Here is a 13,428-nt window from a genome sequence, read left to right on the forward strand (position 1 = left end):
AAATGGAAAGAATGGTTATGAAAACATCCCCCAATCAGTTACCTATTAATCCGCATTATCTGGCATTATTGTTGTCAGTGATGGTGGCTATTATGCCGTTTTCCACAGATATTTATTTATCTTCTGTACCGGAAATGGCGACTTCTTTACATGCACCGATTGATCAGATTGAACGCAGTCTGGCCAGTTTCATGTTTGGTGTTGCGCTCGGACAATTGCTTGGGGGGGCAATATCCGATATTAAAGGGCGCAAAATCATTGCTATGATTGGTCTGAGTGTCTATCTGGTGTCTGCTATTGCCATTGTCTTTATTCACTCAGCCGGAGAATTGCTGTTCTGGCGCTGGATTCAGGCACTGGGCGGCGGTATGGCCACTGTTACAGTTGGTGCAACTGTACGTGATTTCTTTCATGGCAATGAAGCCGCGAAAATGTTTGCCACCATTGGTATTATTACTCTGGCTGCACCACTGGCTGCGCCCATGCTGGGTACAGCACTGGCTGCTCTTGGCGGCTGGCGGGTTATCTTTATATTTCTGCTGGTATATGCTCTGGCCGTACTGATTTGTGTATGGCGGTTTATGCCACAGGTTAAAATGGATATTCAGCCATTGGATAGCAAAGTTTTTCGTAAGATAAAAGAAAATTTTTCAGTGGTTTTTCATGAACGCGAAGCGTTGGGATTCATGTTTTTCCAAACTGCTGCTTTTGCAGCTATGTTTGTATTTCTGACTGAATCTTCCTTTTTGTACATGAATATATATGGTCTTAGCCCGCATCAGTATTCATGGGCCTTTGGTGCCAATGTGATTACTATGATGCTGTTTAACCGGGTAACAGCCTATCGTCTGCGTACTACGCCGGCTCGCAACATTTTGCTTGGCGGTGTGCTGTTGCAGTTAAGCTGTAATTTATTATTAACCATTGTGGTATGGAGTATGGATCGTCCGCCTTTCTTCCTGTTACTGTTGCTGATTATGTTTTCAATTGGTTCACAGGGTTTGATTGGTTCCAATACTCAGGCGTGTTTCATGAGCTATTTTCGTAAAATTGGTGGCAGTGCCAATGCTGTACTGGGAACAATGCAGTTTCTGATTGCCGCTACTGTAGGCTGGCTGACTACACTGCTGCATAATAGTTCGACACATGTGATGCCGACAATGATGCTGATTTCCACCAGTTGTGGTGCCGTATTATTATGGGCTTTATCACATACCGCATGGCAAAAAAAACATAAATAATAACGGGCAGCCCGCAGTAGGCTGCCTTTTTCTTGTTTTTCTGAATAAACTATTAATAACACTACTAATTATGTCTGATAACGATAAACTCAAACCACACCGCGATGCTATAGACCGGATTGACAGTGAAATTCTGCGTTTGTTAAACCAGCGAGCTACTCATGCTCAGGCCATTGGTACATTAAAGGGTGAGGGCATAGTGTACCGTCCTGAACGTGAAGCAGTCGTTTTACGCCGGATTCAGGAACAAAATCCGGGACCATTGTCCGGTCAGGCAGTTGCACGTTTACAGCGGGCGATTATGAGTGAATGTCTGGCACTGGAACGACCGTTAACTGTGGCTTATCTCGGACCTAAGGGTACATTTACCGAACAGGCTGCTATTAAACATTTCGGTCAGGCTGCACAGACACATCCGTGTACTTCAATTGATGAATGTTTCCGTCTGGTCGAAGCGCAGCAGGCCGATTATGTGGTTACACCTGTCGAAAACTCTACTGAGGGGTCGGTGGGGCGCAGTCTCGACCTGTTATTAACCACGCCTTTAAAAGCTTGTGGTGAAGTCAATCTGCGCATTCATCATCAGCTACTGCGTGCTGTAGCATCGCAACAGGATATCACTAAGGTTTATGCACATGCTCAGGCACTGTCACAGTGCCGGAACTGGCTGGATAAAAATCTGCCGGAGCAGGTAGCCCGGATAGCTGTTGCCAGTAATGCAGAAGCAGCACGACTGGCTGCCGCAGACAGTAGTGCAGCAGCCATTGCCTCACTGATGGCTGCCGATTACTATCAGCTACAGATACTGGCTCAGAATATCGAAGACGAGCCAAATAATACTACCCGTTTTCTGGTATTAGGACGGAATATTACGACCAGCAGTGGTAAAGATAAAACATCACTGGTTGTGGCTGCGCCCAATAAAGCTGGTGCCATGCATGATTTACTTCAGCCTTTTGCAGATCATCAGGTATCTATGACAAAACTAGAAAGTCGTCCCAGTCGTGGTGGTTTGTGGGAATATGTGTTTTTTATTGATATCGAAGGTCATCAGCAGAGTGAGGATGTGGCAGCTGCATTGGCTGTCTTGCAACAGCGTTCAGCTTTTCTGAAAATAATTGGTTCTTATCCGCAGGCAGTGATTTAAATGCAAAGTTAATATTTATCTGAAGCAGATACCATTGACTTCTGGCATGGAGATAAAACAAATATGAAAAATATTGTTGTATATTGTGGTTCTAATCTGGGGCAGAACAAAGCTTATTTCGACGCAGCTCAGCAGCTGGGACAGGAAATGGCTCAGCAGGGATACCGTCTGGTTTATGGTGGCGGCAATATTGGTCTGATGGGTACGATTGCTACTGCTGTACTGGAACATGGTGGTGAAGTTATTGGTGTTATTCCGAGTTTTCTGAAAAATCTGGAAGGTGCGCATCCGGGGTTAACCGAATTGTATGAAACCACCAATATGACCGAGCGCAAAAATAAAATGATTGAACTGGCTAACGGCTTTATTGCCATGCCCGGCGGACTGGGAACTTATGAAGAACTGTTTGAAGTTCTCTCACAAGCTCAGCTGAAACTGCATCCTCATCCGATAGGAATTCTGAATGTAGCCGGTTTCTTTGATCCCTTAATTCAAATGCTGCAAAATACAGTCACTGCCGGTTTTATGCCGCCGGAAAACATGGATTTACTTTGTCAGTCCGCTAAACCAGCGGAGCTGCTGGAACAAATGCGCCTCTGGCAGCCGCGTGATGCAGTTAAATGGGTTACTCCGCAATGGGCGCAGCAAACCAGAGAAACTTTATGCTGACCTTAGCTGTACTTAATCATCTTATCCAGCAGAATGTGGAACTTAAAGTGCGCTGGCAGCAATACCGGCAACGGGTTGTAGCGCTGGTGTTACCTATGCTGACTCTTAAAGGGCGCATTGATGATCAAGGATTCTGGCAGGAAGATTCTGCAGAAGCTGAAACCACCATTATTATCGCTCCGACAGCTCTGACTAAAATGCTCAGTGGTGTACAGCCGGGAGTGGGTGACGTACAAATTACTGGTGACCGTACCCTGGGTATGGCGATTTTGCCGCTTATACAGGCATTGCAGTATGACTGGCGTGACGATCTGGCCAGACTGCTTGGTGATGCTGTGGGCGGAAAGGTGGCACTGGAACTGGAGAGTTTCTATCAGCAAGGCTGCGCTATTGGTCAGAATATTGCAGCACAGGTTGCAGATTATGCACAGGAAAGTGATGCGATTGTGGTCGGGCAGAAGCAATTACAACGTTTTTCTGCTCAGGTCGAAACATTACGTGATGATACAGCCCGACTGGCCGCCCGAATTTCCCGCTTGCAGCAGAAAACTGACTAATATTCCAGCACGTGAGTGGTTTATGAGCCGTTACTGTAGCAGAGAAACGGCTCTGGTATAATTTCAACGATTTTTACTAGATTCTAACGATACATCAATCATGACAAAACAACGCAAAATACTGGTTACTTCAGCCTTGCCCTATGCAAACGGTAATATTCATCTGGGACATATGGTTGAACATATTCAGACTGATATCTGGGTGCGTTTCCAGAAAGCACGCGGACATGAATGCTATTACGTCTGTGCAGACGATACGCATGGTACGCCGGTCATGCTGGCGGCACAGAAACAGGGAATAACACCGGAAGAAATGATTACTCAGGTACGTCAGAATCATCTGGCCGATTTTACCGGCTTTGGTATTGGCTATGATAATTATTACAGTACGCACTCACCTGAAAATGAAGCTTTATCACGCAGCATTTATCTGGCGTTAAAAGCCAATGGAAAAATTGAAAGCCGTACTATTGAGCAATTATTTGATCCGGAAAAAAATCTGTTTCTGCCTGATCGTTTTGTTAAAGGTGAATGCCCGAAATGTCATGCACAGGATCAGTATGGTGATAATTGTGAAGTATGCGGCACTACTTATAGTCCTACCGAACTGATTAAACCGTATTCTGCTATTTCCGGCGCCACTCCTGTATTGAAAGAATCTGAGCATTTCTTCTTTAAACTCGGAGAATGTGCGGATTATCTGAAACAGTGGACTGCCGGCAGTACCAAGCTGAAAAATGGTCGCGAGCAGCCGCATTTGCAGGCAGAAGCCCTGAATAAAATGAATGAATGGTTGCAGAACGATAGCCTGAGTGATTGGGATATCAGTCGTGATGCGCCTTATTTCGGCTTTGAAATTCCGGATGCTCCCGGTAAATATTTTTATGTGTGGCTGGATGCACCTATTGGCTACATGGCATCATTTAAAAACCTTTGTGAACGTCTGGGCATTGATTTTGATCAGTGGTTCTGTGCTGATACTGATACCGAAATGTATCATTTCATCGGTAAGGATATTTTATATTTTCATGCATTATTCTGGCCGGCTACTTTGCAATACGCCAATCTGCGGGCACCGACAGGCATATTTGCACACGGTTTTCTCACGGTAGACGGACAGAAAATGTCCAAATCACGCGGTACTTTTATCACAGCCCGTTCCTATCTTGAGCAACGACTGAATCCCGAATGGCTGCGTTATTATTTTGCAGCCAAACTCAATAGCAGAATTGAAGATCTGGATTTAAATCTGAATGATTTTATTGCTCGGGTTAACAGTGATTTAGTTGGTAAATACATAAATATCGCTGCGCGTGCTGCCGGATTCATCAGCAAACGCTTTCAGGGAACACTGGCTGATGTTAGCAACAGCGAGCTGTTACCACAGCTACAGGCGCAAAGTGAAAATATTGCTGCCAGCTTTGAAGCACGTGAGTATGCGCGTGCCTTACGTGAAATCATGGCATTAGCTGATGCGGTCAATGAGTATGTCGATGCCAACAAACCATGGGAGCTGGCGCGACAGGAAGGACAGGAGACACGTTTACAGCAAGTATGCAGTGAACTGATTAATGCTTTCCGTATTCTGACCGTATATATGTCACCAGTATTGCCGAAGCTTGCTGCAGAAGCAGCCGCTTTTCTGAATGTGGTGCCATTAAGCTGGGCTGATAGTACGACCTTATTACCTGCCGGTCATCATATCAATGCATATCAGCATCTGATGCACCGAGTGGAACAGAAACAGATTGATGATTTGATTGCAGCGAATCAGCAGAATATTCAGGCAGTTGAGGCTGCTGCTGAAACAAAGTATGAGCCTGTGGCAGATACGGCTTCATTTGATGACTTTATGAAAATCGATATGCGTGTTGCCAAAGTGTTGACATGCGAAAAAGTCGAAGGCAGTAGCAAACTGCTCAAATTTCAGCTTGATCTTGGTTTTGAGCAGCGCACAATATTCTCTGGTATTGCCGCCAGCTATCCTGAACCGGAAAAACTGGCCGGAAGAATGGTCATTGTGGTAGCCAATTTTGCGCCGCGTAAAATGGCAAAATTTGGCATGTCTGAAGGAATGATTACTTCAGCTGCCGGTAATGGCAAACTATTTTTACTGGATGTGGATAGTGGGGCTGAACCAGGTATGAAAGTCGGCTGATTATCTTGCTGAAAAACCAGACCAGCTAATATTGCTGGTCTGGTTTTTTATTTATGAATCAAAAAAGTGATGAGATGGTTAATCTCATCACCTGGTATAAGGAAATCAGATTTCTGTAAGCAGAATTTTAAGTTGTATGAAGTGCTTATTTCAGTACTTCATGTAAACGCTCTTCATCAAGGCTTTTTTCCCAGCGCGCAACCACAATAGTGGCACAGGCATTACCTACCAGATTAGTCAGAGCACGACACTCAGACATGAATCGGTCAATACCCAGAATCAGCGCCATTCCTTCCACCGGCACAGAAGGTACTACCGATAAGGTTGCAGCCAAAGTGATAAATCCTGCTCCTGTTACACCTGCGGCACCTTTTGAACTTAACATGGCAACCAGTAACAGCAGTATTTGCTGTTCCAGTGTCAGATCAATATTACATGCTTGTGCAATAAATAATGCCGCCATGGTCATGTAAATATTGGTACCGTCCAGATTGAACGAATAACCGGTTGGTACAACCAATCCGACAATTGATTTCTTGCAGCCGGCTTTTTCCATTTTCTGCATCAGTGTGGGCAGGGCGGCTTCAGATGAGCTTGTACCCAGTACCAGTAACAGTTCTTCCTTAATGTATTTGACCAGCTTGATAATCGAAAAACCGTTATAACGTGCTACAGCACCAAGAACAATCAGAATAAACAGAACGGAAGAAATATAAAAAGTCAGAATCAGATAGAGCAGATTACCAATAGAACTAATACCGTATTTACCTATGGTAAAAGCCATGGCGCCAAATGCACCTATCGGGGCTGCACGCATCAGAATAGATACCATTTTGAAAACGGGCGCCGATAAATCCTGAAAAATATTAATCAGCGGGCGGGCTTTTTCTCCAATCAGTGCCAGTGAGATACCAAACAGAATAGCAATAAACAGAGTTTGCAGAATATTGCCATTGGTTAGCGGGCTCATGGCAGTAGTCGGAATAATATCCATCAGAAAGCCGGTCAGGCTGGATTCATGGGACTTCTGCACATATTCGTTTACCTTGGCACTTTGCAGTGAGCTCGGGTCAATATTCAGACCATGTCCCGGCTGGGCAATATTGGCCACGACCAGCCCGATAGCCAGTGCCAGAGTAGAGAAAGTAAGAAAGTAAACCATAGCCTTGCCGGCGACCCGCCCCATGGTTTTCATATTGGTCATCTCGGCGATGCCGGTTACCACGGTAAGAAAAATAACTGGGGAGATGATCATTTTCACTAATTTGATGAAAGCATCACCTAAAGGTTTCATGCTTTCGCCAACAGTAGGGAAAAAGTTGCCAAGTAAGATACCAATAATAATGGCAATAATTACCTGTACATATAGGATCTGATACCAGCGCTGTTTTTTCGGTGGCGGATTCATTTCCTCAATTTCGAGTGGTAACATGTTTACCTTTCAATGGGTTGTGTTTAAAGGCTACAGTTTTTTAACGTTATTATGTAGTAGGATGTAACATAATTGGCTGATTATAAAGCCTACATAACTTAACAGAAAAGCATTATTAATTACTAAATAAGAACCATGAGACAAAAGGATGTATGATAAGAAAATTTTTTATAGAAAAATAGATGGTTGTATTAGGAATTGACGATAATTTTCTATCGTGTTTTTGAAGTAAAAAATAATTTATATTATTTAATTTAAGATAATTTCATTCAAAATAAATTTATTTTAGTTATAAAAAAAACCGTCTGCTTGAAATAAGCAGACGGTTTGTAAAATATGGTCGGAGTGAAAGGATTCGAACCTTCGACCCCCTCGTCCCGAACGAGGTGCGCTACCGGGCTGCGCTACACTCCGAAAGAAGTTGTGCATTATAGGCAGCGACGAAGACATTGACAAGAGTGAAGCGCAAATTAATTTCAAAAAATATCAGTTACAATTATTCGGCATAAACAACGAACAGACATGGTCTTTTTTTCAGCGGTGGCAATGCCGGCATTTTTCGCCATGCTGCAATATTCTGACTAATAATAGTTTGGGTCGGCATAGTTAAATCTGCGGCAATACACAAACGGGTTTCAGAATGTAAAGTCGCTATGGCATCAGCCAGTAAAGCATCATTACGGTAAGGCGTTTCAATAAAAAGCTGAGTTTCATTTTCCTGTCGTGAGCGCTTTTCCAGAGTATGCAAACATTCAATACGTGCGTTTTTTTCAGCAGGCAGATAACCCTTGAAAGCAAAACACTGTCCGTTGGCGCCAGAAGCCATCAGAGCCAGCATGATACTGGACGGTCCCACGAGCGGCATTACAGTAAACCCGGCCTGATGTGCCAGTGCCACCAGCTGGGCTCCCGGGTCTGCAACAGCCGGACAACCGGCTTCGCTGAGTAATCCCATACTGCGACCGGCCTGCAAAGGTTGTAATAACTTAGCAATATCCCGCTCAGGAGTATGTTCATTCAAAGTGCACAGATTCAGCTCACGAATCGGTGTTTGCACACCGAAGGCTTTTAAATGAGCCCGTGCTGTTTTTTCTGCTTCAACAACGAAGTCAGTCAGGTTAACAATGCATTTTTGTTCATGCGCAAGCAGACACGGTGTATCCGCATTTCCCAGCGGTGTCGGGATCAGATAGAGTACAGGACTGCTCATAAAATATTCATTCCTTCTGCCAGCAGAAAATCCACCAGACGAAAAACCGGTAAACCAATCAGTGCATTCGGATCGGTGCTTTCGATGCGTTTAATTAGTAAAGCGCCTAATCCTTCACTTTTTGCCGCGCCGGCACAATGTACAGCATCCGGTTCACGACTCAGATAATGCTTAATCTGCGCCTCAGTCAGTGAACGCATCATGACGCGTGTTTCATCAATATGCTGATGCAGGCGGTTTTCAGCAGCGTTCAGTACCGCAAGTGCACTGTAAAATATCACTTGCTGACCACTCAAATAGTGTAACATCTGTTGTGCTTTTGTTACGGTTAGTGGTTTGCCCAGTTGCTGCTCGCGACATAGCGCAACCTGATCGCAACCGATAATCAGAGCATCCGGATAAAGACTGGCTAGAGAGTATGCTTTGCCGCTGGCCAAACGCAACGCTGTTTGTGGTGCGGTTTCAGCAGAAAGTGGCGTTTCATCAAAATCAGGTTTAGCCGCGTCAAAAGGAATGTTTAACTGCTGAAGTTGTTGCTGGCGAAAACGGGAGCTGGAAGCCAGAATCAACTTTTTCTCTCTTGGCATAAGTGCGAACTCATTGACATTATAAAGTTTAAATTATATCATCCGCCGTTTATGTTAGACCCTATTTTGATTGATACGGCCACGTTCACACGTGAACAGCAGCAACGCAGCGGTCAATTGCAGCTTCAGGCACTTGACCGGCGGGTTTGGTCGCATGAACTTTTAGCGCAACGCGAAGGCATTATCCAGTATCAGGTTTGTGGTGGTATTGACCGCTGGCAGCGTCCTTTTCTCGACATCAGTGTGGAAGGTCAGCTGGAACTGGTGTGTCAGCGCTGTTTACAGGCTGTTTCCTGGGCGCTGAATGACCAGTCGCATGTGGTGCTGTTTACCAGCGAACAGTTGCTGGACGAGGCCATGGCCGCTGATGAAACACTTGAAGGCGCGGTATGGAGTGCAGAATATAATCTTGCTGCACTGCTGGAAGACCAGATTTTAATGGCTATTCCGGTTGCACCGCGACATGAAGACTGTGATCACACTCTGGCAACCCAAACCAATCAAGACTCAGGTAATCCTTTTGCCAGACTGGCAGGACTGAAAAGCGGCCACTAACGAATTAACTTACATTACCCAGGAGCTTTAACATGGCAGTTCAACAAAACAAAAAATCACCTTCAAAACGTGGTATGCACCGTTCACACGATGGTCTGACCGCTGTACAGGTTTCTACTGATACCACTACCGGTGAAGTACATTTGCGTCACCACATCTCTCCAAACGGTATGTACCGCGGACGTAAAGTAGTCAAAGCCAAAGGTGAATAATTTACACCTTTGATTATTCAATACGTATGAAAGCCAGACATTGCATCTGCAATCACTGGCTTTTTTGTATCCAATATTAGCAGGGTAATTATCCTGCTAAAATAAACTGCTTCCACTTTCCCGGCAGCCTCAATGGCCTGCTTTACACTGACTCGGGTTTCCCATGAAAAAAATCTGGTATAACTACGAAGACATACATCGTGCCATTAAACAGCTGGCAGAAAAAATTCAGAAATCAGAGCATTCATTTGATGCAATGATCGCTATCGGTGGTGGTGGATTTATTCCGGCACGTATATTGCGTAGTTTTTTGAATATTCCTGTATATACTGTTACTTTGTCTTATTATGACGTTAACGACTGCCCGACTGACCAGCCGCAGAAAATACAGTGGACCAATGGTTTTGACGAAAAATTAAAAAACAAAAAACTACTGATTGTTGATGAAGTGGATGACAGCCGGGCTACGCTCGAATACTGTATTCGCGAATTACAGCATGAAGGATTCCAGCATCTTGGGGTAGCAGTACTGCATGAAAAGCGCAAACCCAAAAAAGGGGTATTGCCGGCAGATTTACCTTTTTATAGTGCAATACAGGTTGATGACTGGTGGATTAACTATCCTTGGGATGCGCTTGATATTGATGAGCACTATGAGCATGTTGCAGCCCAAGCTACATCAGAGGCATGATCTATGACCCTGAAAACCATTGCTGTAGATGCCATGGGTGGCGATTTCGGTCTGGATATAACCATTCCGGGGGCGCTGACATTTTTACAGCAGCAAACTGACGCTGCACTGATTCTGGTTGGTGATGAAGCCAAAATCAGAAATGCATTAAATAAAGCTAATGCTTCCATGGAGCGGATTACCATTTGTCCGGCCAGTGAAGTGGTAGGCATGGATGAAGAACCGACTTCTGCGCTCAAGAATAAAAAAGATTCTTCGATGCGTGTGGCCATCAACCAGATTAAAGATGGCCAGGCACAGGCAGCTGTATCAGCCGGTAATACCGGTGCACTGATGGCAACTGCCCGCTTTGTATTGAAAACCATTGACGGTGTTGATCGTCCGGCAATTGCTAAATTCCTGCCCGGCCGCAATAATCATATGACACTGGTGCTGGATCTGGGTGCCAACGTCGATTGCAGCAGCACCCAGCTTTTGCAATTTGCTATTGTTGGTAGCCAGCAGGTGGCGGCACTGTTTCCTGAAAATACGCAGCCAAGAGTAGGTTTACTCAATGTCGGTACTGAAGACATCAAGGGTAACGCAGCTGCTAAAGAAACTCATCAGCTTTTACGACGCAGTGATCTGAATTTTGTCGGCAATGTTGAAGGTAATTCTATTTTTACAGCTGAAGTTGATGTGCTGGTAGTTGATGGTTTTACCGGTAATGCAATGCTCAAAAGTATTGAAGGAGCGGTGAAATTTGCCGGTTCAGTTGTTAAAGAAGAGTTTACCCGCAGCTGGTTTAATAAACTGGCCGCATTAATTGCATTACCAACATTAAAAGGGTTTAAGCGGCGTCTTGATCCGCGGCGTTTTAATGGCGCCATTTTTCTGGGATTACGTGGTGTCGTAATTAAAAGCCATGGCGGTACGGATGCTACAGGTTTCTGTTTTGCCCTGCAGGAAGCTTATAAAGCCATTAAGGCAGATTCAATCACTAAAATTCAGGCCGGTGTTGCACGTCAGCTGGCTGTTATGGAAGAATAAATCACCTTGTTGCAAAGGCAGACAAGTCAAATGACTTTGTTTAAAATATGCCCTTTGCCGTAAATTAAAGACAATGCCATGCTGAATGCCCATATTCTGGGTACAGGCAGTTACCTGCCTGCACGCCGCCTGACTAATGATGACCTGAGCAAATTTGTTGATACCTCGGATGAGTGGATTGCAACGCGTACCGGTATCAAAGCGCGTCATATTGCCGCAGAAAATGAACAGACCAGTGATATGGCTGTTTCTGCAGCGCAGATTGCGCTGGCCGATGCAGGCATTGAAGCAAATGAAATTGATCTCATTATTGTGGCTACCTCAACTGCGGATATGACATTTCCTGCTACTGCCTGTATTGTGCAGAATAAGCTGGGTATTTCCGGCTGTCCGGCATTTGATGTTCAGGCAGTCTGTGCTGGATTCATGTATGCAATGGCTACTGCCAATGCTTATATTAAAAGTGGCATGGCCAGTAAGGCACTGGTTATCGGCGCGGAAACATTCAGTCGTCTGCTTGACTGGAATGACCGGCGTACCTGTGTGTTGTTTGGAGACGGTGCCGGTGCAGTTATTCTGGGTGCTTCCGAACAGGAAGGCGGTATCATCCATACCAAATTACAGGCTGATGGTAATTACAGTCATATTCTGCAAACACCGGGAAAAATTGCAGCAGGAAAAATTGAAGGTTCACCCTATCTGTATATGGACGGGCAGGCTGTCTATAAGTTTGCAGTAAAAGCACTGGCCAATATTGCAAAAGAAGTCATTGATCAATCCGGTTTACAGCCGTCTGATATAGACTGGATTATTCCGCATCAGGCCAATCTGCGCATTATCGAATCTACTGCACGTCATCTCGGTGTATCAATGGATAAAGTTATTGTTACCCTTGCTGAGCAGGGCAATACTTCTGCTGCCTCTATTCCGCTGGCACTGGATGAAGGAATTAAATCCGGTCGGATTAAGCGCGGCCAGACCTTGTTGCTTGAAGGTATCGGAGGTGGCTTTGCCTGGGGTGCGGTTACCTTAAAATATTAATATTGTTCCTATCAGGATCGGATTATGCTATCTCAATCTGCGTTAGCCAATATGTATCCGGTTGTTATGTCGCCCAGTCATGACGGGCGGTATTTTGGTAATTATGTACAGTCATTGCTGGCTTTAGTTGCTGCGCATACCAGTGCAGGTTTTCCGATACAGGTATTTATGCATCAGGGTGAAAGTCTGATTACCCGTGCACGGAATAACTGTGTCGCAGAATTTCTGTCGCATCCGGAATGGACGCACTTATGCTGGATTGATACTGATATCGGTTTTTCACCGGAAGCTTTTCAGCGTCTGCTGCTGGCAGATCGCGATATTGTTGCAGGTGTTTATCCGCTCAAGCGTGAGTCATGGCCGGAAGAAGGTATTCCTGAGCATATGACCCGGCAGCAGTTTAATGCCGCTTATACTCGCTATACCATCAATATCAGTAAGGCAGATACTAATCATGAGGTGCATGTACAGGTAGATGATGAAGGCTTTATTGAGCTGCCAGAGGCACCGACCGGATTTATGGTTATCAAGCGGGAAGTATTTATCCGGCTGATGGAAGCTTATCCTGAGTTGCAATATCAGCCTGATTCTATCGGTGTTACTGATAGGGGATATCACTATCGCTTTTACGATTGTCTTGTTGATCCGGTGACGAAGCGTTATTTATCTGAAGATTTTAGTTTTTGCCGCTTATGGAATCAGTTAGGCGGTAAGATTTATGTTGATGCACGCTCTAACCTGACCCATATGGGTAACAAAATCTATCAGGGGCCTTTTGCCCAGTCACTGGAAGCTAATCTTGCTTACGCAATAGGTGCCCCGGCAGGTGCCAAAATGTTTCTGCACCACGAACAGCCATTACAGACCAATCAGCCTCCGGCACAATAATTGTCCGGACA

General features: G+C 44.9%; 14 protein-coding genes and 1 tRNA gene. 11 read left to right on the forward strand and 4 right to left on the reverse strand.

What is annotated here, in order from left to right:
* The first annotated feature begins 17 nt into the window (after positions 1-17).
* The 5 genes from H3V00_RS03795 (at position 18) to metG (ending at position 5,772) form a co-directional block, all read left to right on the forward strand.
* Positions 18-1,241, forward strand: coding sequence for a multidrug effflux MFS transporter (locus tag H3V00_RS03795; protein WP_198207071.1), 1,224 nt, complete (start codon positions 18-20; stop codon positions 1,239-1,241).
* A 70-nt stretch (positions 1,242-1,311) separates the two neighbouring features.
* Positions 1,312-2,388 carry a prephenate dehydratase gene (pheA, locus tag H3V00_RS03800; protein ID WP_037474683.1) on the forward strand — a complete coding sequence of 359 codons (1,077 nt, stop codon included), beginning with the start codon at positions 1,312-1,314 and terminating at the stop codon, positions 2,386-2,388.
* A gap of 63 nt (positions 2,389-2,451) precedes the next feature.
* On the forward strand, positions 2,452-3,057 hold the full coding sequence (locus H3V00_RS03805) for a TIGR00730 family Rossman fold protein (RefSeq protein WP_025331350.1): 606 nt from the start codon (positions 2,452-2,454) through the stop codon (positions 3,055-3,057).
* Complete coding sequence (locus H3V00_RS03810; protein ID WP_198207069.1) at positions 3,051-3,614, forward strand: SCP2 domain-containing protein; 564 nt, start codon at positions 3,051-3,053, stop codon at positions 3,612-3,614. Before H3V00_RS03805 ends, H3V00_RS03810 begins: the two co-directional genes overlap by 7 nt.
* Positions 3,615-3,714: 100 nt before the next feature.
* Entirely contained in the window at positions 3,715-5,772 is a 2,058-nt protein-coding gene (gene metG / locus H3V00_RS03815; RefSeq protein WP_198207067.1) for a methionine--tRNA ligase, read from the forward strand.
* Between the two features lie 145 nt (positions 5,773-5,917).
* Here metG and H3V00_RS03820 read toward each other — a convergent pair whose 3' ends face one another.
* The 4 genes from H3V00_RS03820 to H3V00_RS03835 form a co-directional block, all read right to left on the reverse strand.
* Positions 5,918-7,204, reverse strand: coding sequence for a dicarboxylate/amino acid:cation symporter (locus tag H3V00_RS03820; RefSeq protein WP_025331347.1), 1,287 nt, complete (start codon positions 7,202-7,204; stop codon positions 5,918-5,920).
* Between the two features lie 337 nt (positions 7,205-7,541).
* Positions 7,542-7,618 (reverse strand) — tRNA-Pro (locus H3V00_RS03825).
* 82 nt (positions 7,619-7,700) lie between these two features.
* Positions 7,701-8,414, reverse strand: a complete 714-nt coding sequence (locus tag H3V00_RS03830; protein WP_198207059.1) for an SAM-dependent methyltransferase — start codon at positions 8,412-8,414, stop codon at positions 7,701-7,703.
* Positions 8,411-9,001: a nucleoside triphosphate pyrophosphatase gene (locus H3V00_RS03835; protein ID WP_198207057.1), complete on the reverse strand. Its 591-nt coding sequence runs from the start codon at positions 8,999-9,001 to the stop codon at positions 8,411-8,413. Before H3V00_RS03835 ends, H3V00_RS03830 begins: the two co-directional genes overlap by 4 nt.
* A 51-nt stretch (positions 9,002-9,052) precedes the next feature.
* Between H3V00_RS03835 and H3V00_RS03840 the strand changes: the two genes are divergently transcribed.
* From H3V00_RS03840 to H3V00_RS03865, 6 genes are all read left to right on the forward strand, one after another.
* Positions 9,053-9,556: a DUF177 domain-containing protein gene (locus H3V00_RS03840; RefSeq protein ID WP_025331344.1), complete on the forward strand. Its 504-nt coding sequence runs from the start codon at positions 9,053-9,055 to the stop codon at positions 9,554-9,556.
* Between the two features lie 32 nt (positions 9,557-9,588).
* Entirely contained in the window at positions 9,589-9,768 is a 180-nt protein-coding gene (gene rpmF / locus H3V00_RS03845; RefSeq protein WP_025331343.1) for a 50S ribosomal protein L32, read from the forward strand.
* Positions 9,769-9,931: 163 nt separating this feature from the next.
* Positions 9,932-10,459: a phosphoribosyltransferase gene (locus H3V00_RS03850; protein WP_025331342.1), complete on the forward strand. Its 528-nt coding sequence runs from the start codon at positions 9,932-9,934 to the stop codon at positions 10,457-10,459.
* 9 nt (positions 10,460-10,468) lie between these two features.
* Complete coding sequence (gene plsX, locus H3V00_RS03855) at positions 10,469-11,488, forward strand: phosphate acyltransferase PlsX (RefSeq protein WP_084586180.1); 1,020 nt, start codon at positions 10,469-10,471, stop codon at positions 11,486-11,488.
* Between the two features lie 78 nt (positions 11,489-11,566).
* Positions 11,567-12,529 (forward strand): beta-ketoacyl-ACP synthase III, encoded by a 963-nt coding sequence (locus H3V00_RS03860; protein WP_078475364.1) that lies wholly within the window; start codon positions 11,567-11,569, stop codon positions 12,527-12,529.
* Between the two features lie 24 nt (positions 12,530-12,553).
* On the forward strand, positions 12,554-13,417 hold the full coding sequence (locus H3V00_RS03865) for a hypothetical protein (RefSeq protein ID WP_037393068.1): 864 nt from the start codon (positions 12,554-12,556) through the stop codon (positions 13,415-13,417).
* Positions 13,418-13,428: the final 11 nt, after the last annotated feature.

This window comes from Snodgrassella sp. W6238H11 (assembly GCF_016100525.1).
Lineage (GTDB): Bacteria > Pseudomonadota > Gammaproteobacteria > Burkholderiales > Neisseriaceae > Snodgrassella > Snodgrassella alvi.

Coding starts and splice junctions, on each gene's coding strand:
- H3V00_RS03795 (WP_198207071.1), top strand. CDS start 18: ATGAAAACATCCCCCAATCAGTTACCTATTAATCCGCATTATCTGGCA.
- pheA (WP_037474683.1), top strand. CDS start 1,312: ATGTCTGATAACGATAAACTCAAACCACACCGCGATGCTATAGACCGG.
- H3V00_RS03805 (WP_025331350.1), top strand. CDS start 2,452: ATGAAAAATATTGTTGTATATTGTGGTTCTAATCTGGGGCAGAACAAA.
- H3V00_RS03810 (WP_198207069.1), top strand. CDS start 3,051: ATGCTGACCTTAGCTGTACTTAATCATCTTATCCAGCAGAATGTGGAA.
- metG (WP_198207067.1), top strand. CDS start 3,715: ATGACAAAACAACGCAAAATACTGGTTACTTCAGCCTTGCCCTATGCA.
- H3V00_RS03820 (WP_025331347.1), bottom strand. CDS start 7,204: ATGTTACCACTCGAAATTGAGGAAATGAATCCGCCACCGAAAAAACAG.
- H3V00_RS03830 (WP_198207059.1), bottom strand. CDS start 8,414: ATGAGCAGTCCTGTACTCTATCTGATCCCGACACCGCTGGGAAATGCG.
- H3V00_RS03835 (WP_198207057.1), bottom strand. CDS start 9,001: ATGCCAAGAGAGAAAAAGTTGATTCTGGCTTCCAGCTCCCGTTTTCGC.
- H3V00_RS03840 (WP_025331344.1), top strand. CDS start 9,053: ATGTTAGACCCTATTTTGATTGATACGGCCACGTTCACACGTGAACAG.
- rpmF (WP_025331343.1), top strand. CDS start 9,589: ATGGCAGTTCAACAAAACAAAAAATCACCTTCAAAACGTGGTATGCAC.
- H3V00_RS03850 (WP_025331342.1), top strand. CDS start 9,932: ATGAAAAAAATCTGGTATAACTACGAAGACATACATCGTGCCATTAAA.
- H3V00_RS03860 (WP_078475364.1), top strand. CDS start 11,567: ATGCTGAATGCCCATATTCTGGGTACAGGCAGTTACCTGCCTGCACGC.
- H3V00_RS03865 (WP_037393068.1), top strand. CDS start 12,554: ATGCTATCTCAATCTGCGTTAGCCAATATGTATCCGGTTGTTATGTCG.